Genomic DNA, 13,173 nt, shown 5'->3' on the forward strand with positions numbered 1-13,173 from the left:
GTGAAACGTGGTGGGTGCGGGGCCCGGGCGGGAGTGCGTCCCGGGCGATGCCGCAGGGGTGGAGGAGACCACCGGAGCGAGCGGGTATCCGCGCTGTCGCCGGGCCCGTGGCCGCGTGCCGTCGGGCAGGCGACCGACGGCACGCGAAGCTGCGGGGTCGTTACGCGGTCTGGTGGTCGGTGGAGCGGCTGGCTTCGGCCCATGTGCCGGCCTCGGCCAGGCGAGCCTTTTCCGCGCTGACGGCGATTTCCAGGGCGTCGCTGCCGAGCAGGAGCCGGCGCGGGGGCTCGGGCGCGTCCACGGCGGCGATGACGGCCCGGGCCATTCGGGCGGGGTCGCCGGGCTCGTTGCCGCTGTAGGCCGCAAACTGCTCCAGCCATGCGCCGACCGTCTGCTGATAGTCAGGAGCGATGGGTCCGGACGGCTTCGCGGCGCCGGCGGCCCAGCCGGTGCGGATACCGCCCGGCTCCACGATGATCACCTTGATGCCGAACGGGGCCACCTCGTTCGCCAGCACCTCGGAGAAGCCTTCGACTCCGAACTTCGCCGTCTGGTAGGCGCTGAGCCCGGGCGTGCCGCCGACCCGGCCGCCGATGGACGAGATTTGCACGATGTGCCCGGACCGCTGGCCACGCAGTACGGGCAGGGCAGCCCGGGTCACGTTGATCACGCCGAACAGGTTCGCCTCGACCTGCGCCCGGAACTCGTCCTCCGGGAAGTCCTCGATCGAACCGCTGGTGGCGTAACCCGCGTTGTTCACAACGACGTCGACGGTGCCGAATCGCTCCACTGCGGCCGCCACCACGCCCCGAGCCTCGGACGGCGACGTGACATCCAGCGCCACGGTTTCCAGCCGCTCCGGATACGTCGCCTTCAGATCAGCCAGAGCCTCCGGCCTGCGGGACGTCACGACGACTCGATCACCGTCCTCAAGAGCCTGAAGAACCAGGGCCCTGCCCAGCCCCTGGGAACCACCAGTGATCAGCCAAGTCCGTGACATGGCGTGCTCCTCTCATCTCGCTTCTTGCCGCCCTCCAGGGCGCAACCCCAATGTAGCCGTTTCCTCGTCAACTGCAACATCGATGTTGCATTAGGCAGATGAGGTGAATCTCACCGTGGGATGATGGCGCTGTAATCACCACTGCTGGTTAGGATCGCCGGACCATGAGAGCCGATGCCGCACGCAACCTGTCCTCCGTCCTCCGCACCGGGGCCCGCCTCCTGGCGGAGGATCCAAGCACGTCGATGGCGGCCATCGCCGCTGCGGCGGGGGTCGACCGCACCACCGTTCATCGCCGCTTCGCGAATCGGGAGGCGCTGCTGCGCGCCGTCTTCCAGGCCAAACTCGACTCGGCCGAGCGGGTGTTGGACGAGGCGCGGCTGACCGAGGCCCCGGTGCCGGTCGCTCTCCACCGCTATCTGGAGGGGATCATCCCGGTCGCCCGCGAGTGGCCCGTCGACACGCGCCGCATGATGCAGAAGGACCCCGAGGCCAGCGCTCGCCGTGAAGCGCAGAGTGCGCGCCTGAGCACCTTCATCCAGCGCGCTTGCGATGAGGGCTACCTGCGCGCCGATATCGATGCGGCCTGGGCACGTGCGGTCCTCGACGCACTCGTCGACAGCATCGCCCACCAGTTCCCCGCAGTGGATCCCCCGCAGGCGGCCGACCTCGTCGCGGACGCCTTCCTGCGCGGCCTCGGCGTGACCTGACCATGCGGGTGAGCCAGCCGCCGGCGCCGTCGGTACCCCGGCCGGCGAGACCATCGCCGTGTCCTGCGGTGCGGACCAGACCCTGCGGGTGTGGATCTTGGGATCGCCGTAGCCGGTCCCCGGGCCGATGCTCGGTGAAGTTCTTTGGTTGGTCGGGTCACGATAGGGCCCATGGCCGGCGGCCGGAACGGCATAAAGGCGTGGCGACGCTACGCCCCGGGCGACGACCACGCATCAGTTCAGACTCATTGAATAGGCGACACCTGAATAGGCGAGGTCGCCAGTGTGACAACCCTCCTGGCCCGGCACGGCGACGGAGCGGGCGTCCTCGCCCGACTCGACACCCACCGACGAGTAGGGCACCGCCGACCTGGGTGGACTCAATCGCGGGTACCTGGTTGCACGAGTCTTCGACGCCGCGAAGCCGGCGCCGTCCCAATCGCGCTCGTCCCACACCCCGGAGCCCTCAAGCGGGCCCATGTCCCTGGCCCAGGCGGCGCTGGGCCTCGCCGCGCATGCTGCACAGGAGGTCGTGATGGTGGGCCGCCCCATCCGCTGGGCCGCATGTCGGGAGACGTCGGGAATGGCGATGGCGGGTCAGGCGCCCGGGGCGATCGCGCAGGCGGAGACGCAGAACCAGACGCCCTCGCGCTTCTGGTACACGTCCGTGTACAGAGCTTCCTTATCCGCTCCGTCGGCGATCATCGTGTACGTCGCCCTGCCGTGGATCAACGCCACATCGCCGAGGATGCGGATCCTGGCTTCGCGCAGAGTCAGATCTCTGAAGGGCCGGGGCTTGGCGATGTATTCGAGGTACTCCTCAAGATTGCGGGTGACACCCGGTGTCTGCACGATGAAATCCTCGGCGAGGAATTCGCTGAAGCGCTTGGCGTCACTGGCCTGGTCTGCATTGACGTAGTCGAGGTTCAGTTGCTCGAGGATCGCCAGATCTTCGACTGACTGCTTGGTGTCGTTCATTTCGCTCCTTTTTCACGCGGTTTGGTTTTCGAGCGGCGGCAACGGCGTGAGTGACTGTTCTGCTCGGTCAGTGTCGGGTGCGTCGCACCGCCTCGCTCCGGCATCGGCCCGACCTGCGGTCGATGCCCCTGTATGCCCTGTCCGCGAGCGCCCACTGAAGGTCTGACCCCATGGATTTCGGGACTATTTAGTCCAGATTATGACACCGAGGCACCGTTGCCAAGTGTGCGCACCCGGCTCTGATCATCTCGGCCTGCGGTGTGCCCCGATCATGGCGGTTACGTCGATCTGAACTGGTAGAGCCCTGTCAGGCAACCCTCCTTCGGCCGCGGTCGGACACTCGAACCTGGCTCGTGAAGTGATGCGTGCCGCTGACCGCTCGCCTGCCGAATCCAGTAGTAGTGTGGACTGTATAGTTCAGGTACCGCTGTCTACGGCCTTCCGGGCCTCATTTCGTCAAGTGGATGGACTGAGCGCTGAGTGGAATCCAAACAGGAGATCCAGATGCTTTATCCAGTCGCCACTTGAATAATGATCTCGCCGCAGTCGCGAGAGATGGTTGGCCCCCGTCTTTGACGGGAGGCGAGGGCATGCCACGTTTTTAGTCAATGGCGATATCGCGGCGCCGATCGACAATGTTCTTGGGACGGCGGCGCGACAGCCCGCCTGGCGATGACCTGCTTTCACGTGTGGCATCCACGACCATAACGATCACGATGCCGGAGCGCGGCTCCAGCCCGGCGACCTTGCTCGCCGCGTGGCCGGTCGCAAGACGATCTCGACACCGGCGGTCGCAAGGATCGCCAGAAAGGAGTGGATCATGCTCGCTCTCCTGGTGGACCACGACGTCCCGGCCGGGTTGCGGCTCGGTGAGACCGCGGATCCCGTCCCCGCGTCCGACGAGGTGCTCGTCGAGGTGCACGCGATCTCGCTCAATCACGGCGAGTTGCGTGGCGCGATCTTGAATCACGGTGAGGTGCGCGGCATCGCCCGGCAATCGGTGGGTTACGTTCCCGGGTGGGACGCCGCGGGTGTGGTGCGCGTCCCCGCGGCCGACGGCTCCGGGCCGCCGGTGGGCAGCCGGGTCGTCACGTTCGGGCCGTCCGGTGCGTGGGCGCGGCTGCGGGCGGTCCCGGCCGCCGAGCTGGCGGTCGTGCCCGAAGAGGTGGACCTCGGAGCGGCCGCGACGCTCCCGGTGGCCGGGGTCACTGCGCTGCGTGCGCTCCGCCGGCTCGGCTTCGTGACGGGGCGGCGGGTTCTCGTCACCGGGGCGTCAGGCGGGGTCGGGCGGTTCGCGGTGCAGCTGGGAGCGGCGGCCGGGGCGCACATGATCGCCTCGGTCGGCAGCGCGGCCCGCAGCGAGGGCCTCGCCGAGCTGGGAGCGGCCGAGGTCGTGGTCGGGCTCGACGGGGTCGAGCCGGGGCTGCACGGCGTGCTCGACAACGTCGGCGGCCCCCAACTCGCCCAGGCGTTCGCCCTCCTCGCCGAGGGCGGGTCGGTGCAGGTGATCGGCGCCACGTCCGGTGAGCCCACCGTGTTCGAGCCGTATGCGACGGTCGGGGAACTGCGCAGCATCCAGTCGTTCCTCATGGGCGCACAGCTGGCCGGGGACCTCGCCATCCTCGTGGGGATGCTCGCCGCGGGCCGCCTCGACCCGCAGATCGGCCGGCGCATGGACTGGAGGGACGTCGCCTGCGCGGTGGAGTCGCTCTTCGCCCGCCAGATCGCGGGCAAGGCCGTGCTCGACGTGAGCTGACCGGTCACGCGAGTCAGTCGGCGCGTTCGCGTGGTGCGCGGTCGGGCACCGCCGCGTGACCCGGGAAGCGACTGTCGATGAGTTCCTTGTACTCGGGGTGGTCGGCGATGTAGTCGGCCACGAAGGCGCAGTAGTTGGTGAGTTTCAGACCCCGCGCCCGCAGGTCGTCCAGGGCGTGTTTGACCAGCCGGGTCGCGATCCCCCGGCCACGGTACTCGGGCTGGATGATCGTGTGGCTGAACGTCACGCGTTGATCGCCTCGCTGCGGGTGGTAGACGATCATGCCGACGACCTGTCCGTCGACGACGGCGTCGTAGGAGCCAGTGTCGCCGTTCTTCTGTACGTCCATCTCGGTTTCTCCTTGTTCATGGGCGAAGTTCATGGGCGAACGCGGACGATGGTCTTGCCCTTCGCCCGCTCGGTCGGGTTGAAGGCCGCGACGGCGTCGTCGAGGGTCGCGACGGTTCCGATGACCGTCCGCAGCCGTCCGTCTCGCACCCTCTGGACGATCTCCTTCAGCTGGACGCGATCAGCCTCGACGACGAAGTCGATCGCCCGTCCGTCGTCGGGCCGCGCTCCGGGCGGGCCGGCGATGGTCACCAGCGTTCCGCCGGCTCGGACCAGACCGGCCGACCGGTTCCCGATGTCTCCGCCGATGACGTCGAACACCAGATCGACCGCACCGGCGTCTTCCAGGGTGTCGTTCTCGAGGTCGACGAACTCGCGCGCGCCGAAATCGAGCGCCGTCCGCCGGTCGGCGGCGCGTCCGGTGCCGATGACGTAGGCGCCCGCCTCACGGGCCAGCTGCGTCACCATCGAGCCGACAGCTCCGGCGGCACCGTGCACGAGGACGCTCTGCCCCGCCTGGACGTCTCCGTGCTCGAACAGTCCCTGCCATGCGGTCAGGCCCGAGATCGGCAGGCTCGCGCCCACCGTGAAGTCGACGTCGCCCGGCAGCGGCGCGAGGTTGCGCGCCTCGACGGCCGCGTACTCCGCCAAGGTGCCGTCGCGGGTCCAGTCGGTGAGGCCGAACACCCGCTGGCCCACCGACAACCCCCTCGTGCCGTAGCCGAGGGCGCTGACCACTCCGGCCAGCTCGTGGCCGGGGATCGACGGTGTCCGGTCACGGCCGAGGCGGTCGGTCCAGGTCGAGGGCCATGTCAACTCCCCGGGAGTGAATCCCGACGCGTGCACCTCGACCAGCACGTCGTTCCCCGCCGCCTCGGGCCGGGGCCTCTCCGCCAGCACCATCCCGGCCGTGCCCGCAGCCTCGTCCATCACCACGATCGCCTTCATCCCACGCCTCCCCGCAACCTGATTTGAGGACTATTTAGTCCAGAAAATGACTATGGAGATGCACGCTATCAGACAGTTGTGCACCGCGACGCCTCACACCTTTGGTGTGCTGGAGTCCAGTTTGATGTGCGTGAACGCGGCCTATCCGTGGAGCAAACTCTCGGCAATGGGTGGACACCAACCATCGAAATGGGACCATATAGTCCATACAGCGCCGTCAGTCAAACACGGTAACCTGAGGTCGTGAGCACGCCGGAGAACGCACAGCCGGGGCAGCGGCTGACGCCACGTGGGGCCGCCACCCGTGCGCGCATCCTGGCGGCCGCTCTAGAGCTGATGTACGTGAAGGGCGTCAACGCGACCACGCTGGACGACGTCCGGGCCGCGAGCAACACCAGCAAATCCCAGTTCTACAACCACTTCCCCGACAAGGAACAACTGGTCCGCGAGGTCGTCGCGGCGCGCGCCGCGCAGATCCTCGAACGTGAACGCGGCAACCTCCAGCGCCTGAAGTCGTTCCGCGGTCTGGTCCGCTGGCGCGATGCGCTCGTGCAGCGAAACGCGTTGCGGAACGGCGCTTACGGCTGCGCGCTCGGCTCAATGGCCAGCGAGCTCGCCGACCAGGACGACCAGGCCCGCGCCACGCTCGCCCGGTCGTTCGTGGAATGGGAAGGGCTGCTCGCGGCGGGCCTGCGGCGGATGCGGGACGGCGGGGTGCTCAGGCTCGACGCCGACCCGGAGAAACTCGCCACGGGTCTCATGGCCGCCCTGCAGGGCGGATACCTCCTCGCGGAGACCGCACAGGACATCAAGCCCATGGAGATCGCCCTCGACATGGCGCTCGACCACGTGAAGTCGTTCCTCACGACGTGACGGCGCGCGCCCGGCCCCGTCGTCGCGTCTCCGTCTCAGGCAGACGCGGCAGTGGCTGCCGCTCCGCGCCGGTACCACAGGCAAGGATCATGGTGGAGGAAGCATCGAATCCGGACCATAGGGTCCTCACCTGGGTGATGGCGCCCTCGGAGACACGATCACAGTCGGCTTCCGGGCCACCCACACCAACGGCGTGCCCCGCGGGTGCACCCTGCCGCCCCGATTCGCCAGGTCAGTCGTGCGTAGAGCCGCCCGTGGCCGATGTGTTCAGTTGCGCGCTCGTCCGGCCGGTGAGCTCCTCGAGGGAGACGTTGTGCCGTGATCCGTCCCGAAGGATTGCCGTGACGCTCTTGACACCGCCACGAGGCGAGGTGTTCTCCCGCTGCTCCGTCATTGGCGCGTCCGGCCACCAGGCCGCGAAGTAACCGCCGGTGACGGTCGCGGTCACGCTGCCTCTCGCCTCCGTGGAGAGTTCCAGACCCATCACGTCGGCGCCGACCCTGCCGGTCACGATGCGCAGGCTTTCCTCATTCGTACTCATGACCGCGCCGAGGGCGGCCCGCGCCGACCCCGTAGGAACCGGCGGAAGCGGTTGTGCGCCGGGCCCCGGCGTGCTGCCCTGCGAGCCGACGAGGTCGCCATCCTGGAGCAGGCAGGTGATCTCAGCCAGGTGCCTGCTGTCGTCGTTGACGTAGACGAGCGTCCATGGCCCCCGCCCCTCCGTCACCACCGGCCGGAAGCCGAGCACCTGCCCGGTTGTGCGCTTGGTGGTGTCTCGGGCGCTGTCGAGGCACTTCTCCTGGGCGTCGGCGGCCCGGTCACCGCTCACCGGGTGCGGCGTCGCGGTCCACGCCGCCATCGCCGAGCCGCCGCCGAACACGCTGGGCAGCAGCAGCGATGCCGCGATGCCGGCGGCCACCCCTGCGCCGGCAGCGGTGAGGCGCCTGGTGGTGAGCAGGCGAGGGCTGCCGGTCGTCGGTGCAGGTGCCTCCATCGGGTCGGTGGCCACCACCCGGGCCAGCAGGGCCCGAGCCTTGGAGTCGACGTCGGTATCCAGGTCAGCGGGGGTGACGGCCGGGTCGAGGTCGCGCAGGGCGTGGTCGAAGGTGTCGTTCATCGCATGCTCCTGGAGTCCACGATGGCGGTTGCCGCGGGCCGGGTCGTAGTGGCGGGGGCCGCGTCGGCGTGGTGGCGCAGGGCACGCCGGGCCCGGGTGAGCCGAAGCCGGAACGCGACGGGAGAAATGCCGAGCACCCGCGCGGCCTGTGGGGCGGTGAGGCCGTCCCACACGGCCAAGGCGAGCGCCTCCTGGTGGCGCGGGCTGAGCCGCCGCCACGCCTGAACGAGGTCGAGCCGGCGTGTCACCGACTCGGGGTCCAGCCCGGCCGCCGCAGCGCCGGTCAGCTGGTTGTCGGCGATGCGAACGGTGAGCGCCTGCCGCCGCTGGTCGGCCCGCAGCCCGTTGCGCAGAGTGCGGTGCGCCACGCCGAACAGCCAGGCCCGTGCCTCCTCCGCCGCCGGCGGCACGTCATCCAAGCGCCGCCAGGCGACGAGGAACACGTCAGCGACCACGTCCTCGGCATGGGAGGGGTGGACGCGACGCTCGACGAAGCGCAACAACGCGGCATACGTCTGCTCGTAGAGGTGGGCGAAGCGCTGGGTGCGCGGCGGCCCGGTGTCGGTGACGTTCATGTCTGGGTCATGTCCGGCAGGCTCCCAGGTGTGTCGCGACCCGACATGACGCTGCCTCCGGCTCGCCGCAGAGCTGACTTCCGGCGGTGCCTGCACCGGACCCTGCGACCTCATCATGACGCCAGGCCCCCGCAGCGCCTTGTCGGCCGTCAGGTGCGGAACGATACGTCAGGGTGCCAGTCGAAGCTCTGGTATCCGCATCGGATGCGAACACGGCACACCTGAAGGAAGAGCTCAGGGTCCGGTCTGGGCCAGCAGGGCGATGAGTTGCAGCGTGCGGTAGACGGCCGGCATGGTGTCGGCGTCGAAGGTGACCGTGCGGCCGGTCCTGGTGATGCCGGGGATGAGGGCGGCCAGGTCCGCCGAGCGCGGCTGGTGCAGGTCGACCTCGACCCGGAGCGGCCCGGAGGCCGGGATCGTCGACACGCGGTCATGGAGTCCGATCGCCTGGCCGGCGGCTGTCCGCAGCCGCTCGCAGGCCTCTTCCGGGTGGAGGGTGTCGGCGGCGTGCTGGCCGAGCCCTCGCTTGACCGGCACGGTGACCGCTCGGGGCACCAGTGCGCTGAACTCCGCGCAGGCGGCCTCGTCTCCGCTGGCCAGGACGACCGGCACGTCGTAGGAGGAGGCGAGCAGGGTGTTGATGCCGATCTCGCCGTGCGAGGCGCCGTCGATGCGGACGTCCAGGATGGCGTCGGTCATGGTGTGGGCCAGGACGGCGCCGCTCGTGCCGGCTCGGGCGTGGTATCCGACGAACATCGCCGCCCGGGTGCCGTCCTGCAGGCCCGCCATCATGCCCAGTTCCCGGGGCTTTCCGCGGATCAGCCGGGCGCGCCGGTCGAGGTCCTCGGGAAGGAGGTTGCGGTAGGGGCCGTGCGCATCGGCCACCCAGACCTCGGCCCGCGGTTCGGTGGTCAGCACCCCATCGACGACGGCGTTGGCCGCCGCCGTCATCAGCCTGCGGCCCCGCTCGTAGTCGTAGCGCTCCGGGTTGATCTCCGCCGGGTGGACGATGCCGGCGATGCCCTCGAGGTCCACCGAGACCAATACCTTCATGGCCATGTGCTGTTCCCGGCTGCTGTCGCCGCATGCACGGCACGGGCCGCTCGCAGATGACAGTCCGTCACGCCGAGGCCGCGCCGCTGCTGGAGTCGGTGGTTTCACCCCATCTGCATTCCTATAGTCCCGATTATGGACTCGCTATCCGGCCGCTACACCGGCGACGTCGCATCCGCGATGGCCGCCGTGCTCGGCTCACGCCTGGTGGGCGTCTACCTGCACGGCTCCGCGGTGCTCGGCGGCTTCGACGCCCGGCGCAGCGACATCGACGTCCTTGTCGTCTGCGAGCACCCCATGACGGCGGACGAGCAGGCGGCAGCCGCGGAACTGCTCAGCGACGACCGCCTGCCCTGCCCCGCTCACGGGCTGGAACTGAGCGTCGTCACCCTCCCGGTCACCCGGCGCCCCACGGCACAACCGCCGTTCGAGCTCCATGTCACGACGGCTCCCGACGGCGCCAAGGTCGTCGATGGTCATGAGCACGGGGGAGATCCGGACCTGGTGCTGCACTTTGCCGTATGCCGCCAGGCTGGGCTCCTCGTCGGTCCCGGCCGCGCCTCGGCCGAGGTGTTCGCTCCAGTCGACCGTGATTTGATCATGGGCCAGCTGGTGCCCGAGTTGCGCTGGGCCGCCGAGCACGCGCCTGGTGAATACGCGGTGCTCAATGCATGTCGTGCCTGGCGGTTCGCAGCGGAGGGCACCCTCGTGTCCAAAATCGACGGTGGGCAGTGGGCGCTCCACCGCCTGTCGACCATGGACCCTGAGTTGGTCCAGTCGGCCCTCGATCACCAGCGAGGCCTGCCCGCTGCCGAGCTCGACCCGCGCGAGGTCACGCGATTCGTTCACCGGATCCTTTCGAGGATCACCGACGCATCGGCATGACGGGGCCTCCGGTTCCGCCGATAGAGCGCAGACGAAGAGGGTGCCGGCTTTCCCTCGTTCAGAGCTGTCGGCGGAGCCAGTCGAGGCCCTCTTCGGCGTGGCCGGTGATGGTGAAGTGGCTGTCGTCCGCGCGGAGCCGGAGTTCGGCGGTGGGGCAGTGGGCCGCCAGCCAGGTCCCGTGAGAGGCGGGGATGACCCGGTCGGCGGTGCCGTGCAGGAGCAGGATGGGGGCGCTGATGGCGCCAGGGTCGCAACCCCAGGCGCGGGTGTAGGAGACGTCGTCGTCGATCTGACCCCAGGGACCGGCGGCCAGCGCCGGCTCGCTCACCTTCCCCAGCCAGCCCCACGGCCCCTCGAAGAAGGCCAGGTCGGCGGCGGTGAACTCGCAGTCGTAGGCGAAGCCCGACTCCTCCAGCGCCGCCCGCACCTCGCGGCCCGCCGCCGCCGTTCCCAGGGCGGCCACCCCCGATGGGATCATCCCGGCGAACCAGTCCAGGCCGTCCGCGCCGTAGGGGGCGATGCCGGCCAGGCTCACCACCGCGCGGACACGATCACCCAGGACGGCGGCGCACCCCAGGGCGTACGTCCCGCCGCCGGAGTACCCCATGACGGCGAACCGGCCGAGGTCGAGCGCGTCCGCGACGGCCGCCGTGTCGGCGGCGACGGAGGCGACGGTGCGTCCCGGCACGACGTCGGACCCGCCGTAGCCGGGCCGATCGAACCCCACCCAGCGCAACCCCAGCCTGTCGGCCGCGGCGAAGAGCGGCTCGGGTGGCGCCCCGAGGCTGGGGGTGCCGTGATGCCACAGAACCGGCAGCATTTGACCCTCCGCCGGGCCGGTGTCGTACACGTGCAGCGTGCGGCCCCCGGCCGCCTCGACGTCCAGCTCGATCATGCCGCGATGGTAGCGACCACCCTCAGGATCGCTGCTTCGAGGAGGCGAACTGTCCCGTGGCGATCAGGATGACGACGAGCGCGAGCGGCGCGATCCAGCCGCTCCAGCCGAGGATGGTCGCCTGCGTGGTGTCGACGTGCTCGCCGGCCTGGGCGAACAGCAGGTAGGTTCCGCCCGCGCCGTTGAACGCGGCGTGCGCGAGCGCCGCGGGCCACACGGAGCCCGATCGCAGCCGCAGCCAGCCGAAGACCGCGCCGACCAGGACGCACATGCCGACCATCGCGGTGAGGCCCAGCCAGCCGGGCGCGTCCGGGTAGTTGTACCCGAGGAGAATGAGCGGGGCGTGCCAGAGGCCCCAGATCACGCCCGAGATGAGCAGGGCCGGGAGGGTGCCGAGCGGCATCAGTTTCGGCAGCAGCCACCCTCGCCACCCGAGTTCCTCCCCGAGGGCCGGGATGAGGTTGATGAACGCCGCCGGCGGGAGTGCGGCGAGCTGGATGGCGACGAGCGCGCCGATCGGGATGGGGACTTCGGCCGCCTGCTCGTCGAGCACCTGCTCGAACGCGGAGAAGTTCACGAAATCGGCGGGGAAGACGCCCAGGAGCGCGCCGACCGGGAGCGCCAGCAGAACGAGCACGATGGACACGAGGATGCCCAGCGCCCCGTAGCCGACCACTCCCCGGACCGGGCGCAACGGCCACAACCCGAGCGTCGACGTCTTCTGCCGCGGCCGCTCCACGAAGAACACGACGATGAGGGCGGCGATCGCGGGGGTCGTCATCGTGGCGACGGCCACGACGGTGAACCAGGGGCTGGCGAGTCCGTCACCGAACCAGAGCGGCAGCGCGAGCAGCCAGGCGAGCCCGAACGCCACGGCGGTGAACACGCCGATGGATCGCAGATCACGGCCGCTCATGCGGGGTCCGCCTTTCGAGGATGTGCAGACCGGCGATGGTGCGGTCGTCGCGGAACACGATCCGGGCCGTGTAGTCGCCCGCCTCCATCGAGAGCGGCGTGTTCGTGATCGTCAGGTCGCCGGCCCGGGTGATCTCCGGCTCGCCGAGCCCCTCGAACGCTCCCGACAATCCGACGATCTGGGCCCACGCGGCCGCGAGCGCGTCCTCCGACAGGCCGTCGCGCATGGCCGGATCGAACTGCTCGGCGACCCGCGTCCACTGCCCGGACGTGAGGTCCTCGATCACCGCGACGGCCAGTTCGGCGACGCCGGGCAGGGGCGTGGTGGTCATGGGTTCTCCCGTCCTCGGGTCGATCGGTTTGCCGTAACGCTGGAACGCCGCCTGCCGGCTCACGCCGAGCGCGTCACCGATGACCTGCCACGTGGCGCCGTTCTGGCGCGCCTGCTGCACGACGGCGCGCACGATGTCATCGGCGGCCGCCTGCATGCCCATGGCGTGCCCGATCGAGCCGGCCCAGTCGTCGCTTCTCGCCAGGACACGTGCGGCGAGGAACGCGTCCATGCGCGCTTTCAACGCCCGCACCGCCTCTGTCAACGTATCTTTCATCTGTAAAGCATAGCTTTACAGATGGACCGCTGCCGTCAGGGGGCGCCGAACTGGTGGTAACCGTTGAGCGTGACATCGGTGCGGGCGGTCATGGACGACGTGCTCCACAGGTCGCTCATCGTCATCAGCCGGGCCTCGGGGGAGTAGGACGCCAGGGTGAGCCGGTTCGCGTCCCGGGAGATCCAGATCGGGAACAGCCAGTTGGGCAGCAGCCGGGTGCGCCGCGCGGCCATGTCGAACAACATCGCCGGGTCCTTGAACTCCGGCACCTTCGAGAAGGCCACATAACGGCCGTCGTCGCTGATCACCAGCTTGGCCATCGAGCCCATCTTGCCGAGCGGGATCTTCGCGGGTGACGATCGTGCCGGCGGCGAGGCTGTAGCAGGCGATGGTCCGGCCGTCTTGGGTGATCGCCAGCGGGCCGTTGCGACCGGGCAGGGCGTCGTCCAGCGCATAGGCCCGCTGATGGTGGCCCACGAACTCCCGGAAGCGACGTCACCTGGGCCACGAAA

General features: G+C 69.6%; 15 protein-coding genes. 4 read left to right on the top strand and 11 right to left on the bottom strand.

Annotated features, from left to right (window positions below; translation table 11 throughout):
- Window positions 1-160 precede the first annotated feature (160 nt).
- Window positions 161-1,000, bottom strand: coding sequence for an oxidoreductase (locus AW271_RS22380; RefSeq protein WP_062339346.1), 840 nt, complete (start codon window positions 998-1,000; stop codon window positions 161-163).
- 164 nt (window positions 1,001-1,164) lie between these two features.
- Between AW271_RS22380 and AW271_RS22385 the strand changes: the two genes are divergently transcribed.
- Complete coding sequence (locus AW271_RS22385) at window positions 1,165-1,710, top strand: TetR/AcrR family transcriptional regulator (protein ID WP_062339347.1); 546 nt, start codon at window positions 1,165-1,167, stop codon at window positions 1,708-1,710.
- 597 nt (window positions 1,711-2,307) lie between these two features.
- On the opposite strand, the gene AW271_RS22390 is transcribed toward AW271_RS22385, so the two are convergent.
- Entirely contained in the window at window positions 2,308-2,688 is a 381-nt protein-coding gene (locus AW271_RS22390; protein WP_062339348.1) for a nuclear transport factor 2 family protein, read from the bottom strand.
- Window positions 2,689-3,508: 820 nt separating this feature from the next.
- On the opposite strand from AW271_RS22390, the gene AW271_RS22395 reads away from it, so the two are divergent.
- Window positions 3,509-4,444 carry a zinc-binding dehydrogenase gene (locus AW271_RS22395; protein ID WP_062339349.1) on the top strand — a complete coding sequence of 312 codons (936 nt, stop codon included), beginning with the start codon at window positions 3,509-3,511 and terminating at the stop codon, window positions 4,442-4,444.
- Between the two features lie 13 nt (window positions 4,445-4,457).
- Here the strand turns inward: AW271_RS22395 and AW271_RS22400 are convergent, their stop codons facing one another.
- Both AW271_RS22400 and AW271_RS22405 read right to left on the bottom strand, forming a co-directional pair.
- Window positions 4,458-4,793 (bottom strand): GNAT family N-acetyltransferase, encoded by a 336-nt coding sequence (locus tag AW271_RS22400; RefSeq protein ID WP_062339350.1) that lies wholly within the window; start codon window positions 4,791-4,793, stop codon window positions 4,458-4,460.
- A 29-nt stretch (window positions 4,794-4,822) separates the two neighbouring features.
- The gene (locus tag AW271_RS22405; protein ID WP_062339351.1) at window positions 4,823-5,740 is read right to left on the bottom strand and encodes an NADP-dependent oxidoreductase; all 918 of its coding nucleotides are present in this window, start codon (window positions 5,738-5,740) and stop codon (window positions 4,823-4,825) included.
- A 243-nt stretch (window positions 5,741-5,983) separates the two neighbouring features.
- On the opposite strand from AW271_RS22405, the gene AW271_RS22410 reads away from it, so the two are divergent.
- On the top strand, window positions 5,984-6,613 hold the full coding sequence (locus tag AW271_RS22410) for a TetR/AcrR family transcriptional regulator (protein WP_062339352.1): 630 nt from the start codon (window positions 5,984-5,986) through the stop codon (window positions 6,611-6,613).
- A 232-nt stretch (window positions 6,614-6,845) separates the two neighbouring features.
- Here the strand turns inward: AW271_RS22410 and AW271_RS22415 are convergent, their stop codons facing one another.
- From AW271_RS22415 to AW271_RS22425, 3 genes are all read right to left on the bottom strand, one after another.
- On the bottom strand, window positions 6,846-7,730 hold the full coding sequence (locus AW271_RS22415; protein ID WP_062339353.1) for a hypothetical protein: 885 nt from the start codon (window positions 7,728-7,730) through the stop codon (window positions 6,846-6,848).
- A complete protein-coding gene (locus AW271_RS22420) occupies window positions 7,727-8,305 on the bottom strand; it encodes an RNA polymerase sigma factor (RefSeq protein WP_062339354.1) in 579 nt (192 codons plus the stop codon). The genes AW271_RS22415 and AW271_RS22420 overlap by 4 nt, the downstream gene beginning before the upstream one ends.
- A 234-nt stretch (window positions 8,306-8,539) precedes the next feature.
- Window positions 8,540-9,358 carry a M55 family metallopeptidase gene (locus AW271_RS22425; protein WP_062339512.1) on the bottom strand — a complete coding sequence of 273 codons (819 nt, stop codon included), beginning with the start codon at window positions 9,356-9,358 and terminating at the stop codon, window positions 8,540-8,542.
- 135 nt (window positions 9,359-9,493) lie between these two features.
- On the opposite strand from AW271_RS22425, the gene AW271_RS22430 reads away from it, so the two are divergent.
- Window positions 9,494-10,243: an aminoglycoside adenylyltransferase domain-containing protein gene (locus tag AW271_RS22430; protein ID WP_062339355.1), complete on the top strand. Its 750-nt coding sequence runs from the start codon at window positions 9,494-9,496 to the stop codon at window positions 10,241-10,243.
- Between the two features lie 58 nt (window positions 10,244-10,301).
- Here AW271_RS22430 and AW271_RS22435 read toward each other — a convergent pair whose 3' ends face one another.
- The 4 genes from AW271_RS22435 to AW271_RS22450 form a co-directional block, all read right to left on the bottom strand.
- The gene (locus AW271_RS22435; RefSeq protein WP_062339356.1) at window positions 10,302-11,138 is read right to left on the bottom strand and encodes an alpha/beta fold hydrolase; all 837 of its coding nucleotides are present in this window, start codon (window positions 11,136-11,138) and stop codon (window positions 10,302-10,304) included.
- Window positions 11,139-11,160: 22 nt separating this feature from the next.
- On the bottom strand, window positions 11,161-12,054 hold the full coding sequence (locus tag AW271_RS22440) for a CPBP family intramembrane glutamic endopeptidase (RefSeq protein ID WP_062339357.1): 894 nt from the start codon (window positions 12,052-12,054) through the stop codon (window positions 11,161-11,163).
- The gene (locus tag AW271_RS22445) at window positions 12,041-12,616 is read right to left on the bottom strand and encodes a DUF3887 domain-containing protein (protein WP_062339358.1); all 576 of its coding nucleotides are present in this window, start codon (window positions 12,614-12,616) and stop codon (window positions 12,041-12,043) included. The genes AW271_RS22440 and AW271_RS22445 overlap by 14 nt, the downstream gene beginning before the upstream one ends.
- Before the next feature lie 80 nt (window positions 12,617-12,696).
- Window positions 12,697-12,981: a hypothetical protein gene (locus AW271_RS22450; RefSeq protein ID WP_157554490.1), complete on the bottom strand. Its 285-nt coding sequence runs from the start codon at window positions 12,979-12,981 to the stop codon at window positions 12,697-12,699.
- Window positions 12,982-13,173: the final 192 nt, after the last annotated feature.

Source organism: Herbidospora sakaeratensis, from assembly GCF_001570525.1.
Lineage (GTDB): Bacteria > Actinomycetota > Actinomycetes > Streptosporangiales > Streptosporangiaceae > Herbidospora > Herbidospora sakaeratensis.

Bases quoted from the DNA above. Each gene is read 5' to 3' on its own strand.
- AW271_RS22440 (WP_062339357.1), bottom strand. From the start codon at position 12,054: ATGAGCGGCCGTGATCTGCGATCCATCGGCGTGTTCACCGCCGTGGCG.
- AW271_RS22395 (WP_062339349.1), top strand. From the start codon at position 3,509: ATGCTCGCTCTCCTGGTGGACCACGACGTCCCGGCCGGGTTGCGGCTC.
- AW271_RS22425 (WP_062339512.1), bottom strand. From the start codon at position 9,358: ATGAAGGTATTGGTCTCGGTGGACCTCGAGGGCATCGCCGGCATCGTC.
- AW271_RS22385 (WP_062339347.1), top strand. From the start codon at position 1,165: ATGAGAGCCGATGCCGCACGCAACCTGTCCTCCGTCCTCCGCACCGGG.
- AW271_RS22420 (WP_062339354.1), bottom strand. From the start codon at position 8,305: ATGAACGTCACCGACACCGGGCCGCCGCGCACCCAGCGCTTCGCCCAC.
- AW271_RS22435 (WP_062339356.1), bottom strand. From the start codon at position 11,138: ATGATCGAGCTGGACGTCGAGGCGGCCGGGGGCCGCACGCTGCACGTG.
- AW271_RS22400 (WP_062339350.1), bottom strand. From the start codon at position 4,793: ATGGACGTACAGAAGAACGGCGACACTGGCTCCTACGACGCCGTCGTC.
- AW271_RS22445 (WP_062339358.1), bottom strand. From the start codon at position 12,616: ATGGACGCGTTCCTCGCCGCACGTGTCCTGGCGAGAAGCGACGACTGG.
- AW271_RS22405 (WP_062339351.1), bottom strand. From the start codon at position 5,740: ATGAAGGCGATCGTGGTGATGGACGAGGCTGCGGGCACGGCCGGGATG.
- AW271_RS22415 (WP_062339353.1), bottom strand. From the start codon at position 7,730: ATGAACGACACCTTCGACCACGCCCTGCGCGACCTCGACCCGGCCGTC.
- AW271_RS22380 (WP_062339346.1), bottom strand. From the start codon at position 1,000: ATGTCACGGACTTGGCTGATCACTGGTGGTTCCCAGGGGCTGGGCAGG.
- AW271_RS22430 (WP_062339355.1), top strand. From the start codon at position 9,494: ATGGACTCGCTATCCGGCCGCTACACCGGCGACGTCGCATCCGCGATG.
- AW271_RS22450 (WP_157554490.1), bottom strand. From the start codon at position 12,981: ATGGCCAAGCTGGTGATCAGCGACGACGGCCGTTATGTGGCCTTCTCG.
- AW271_RS22390 (WP_062339348.1), bottom strand. From the start codon at position 2,688: ATGAACGACACCAAGCAGTCAGTCGAAGATCTGGCGATCCTCGAGCAA.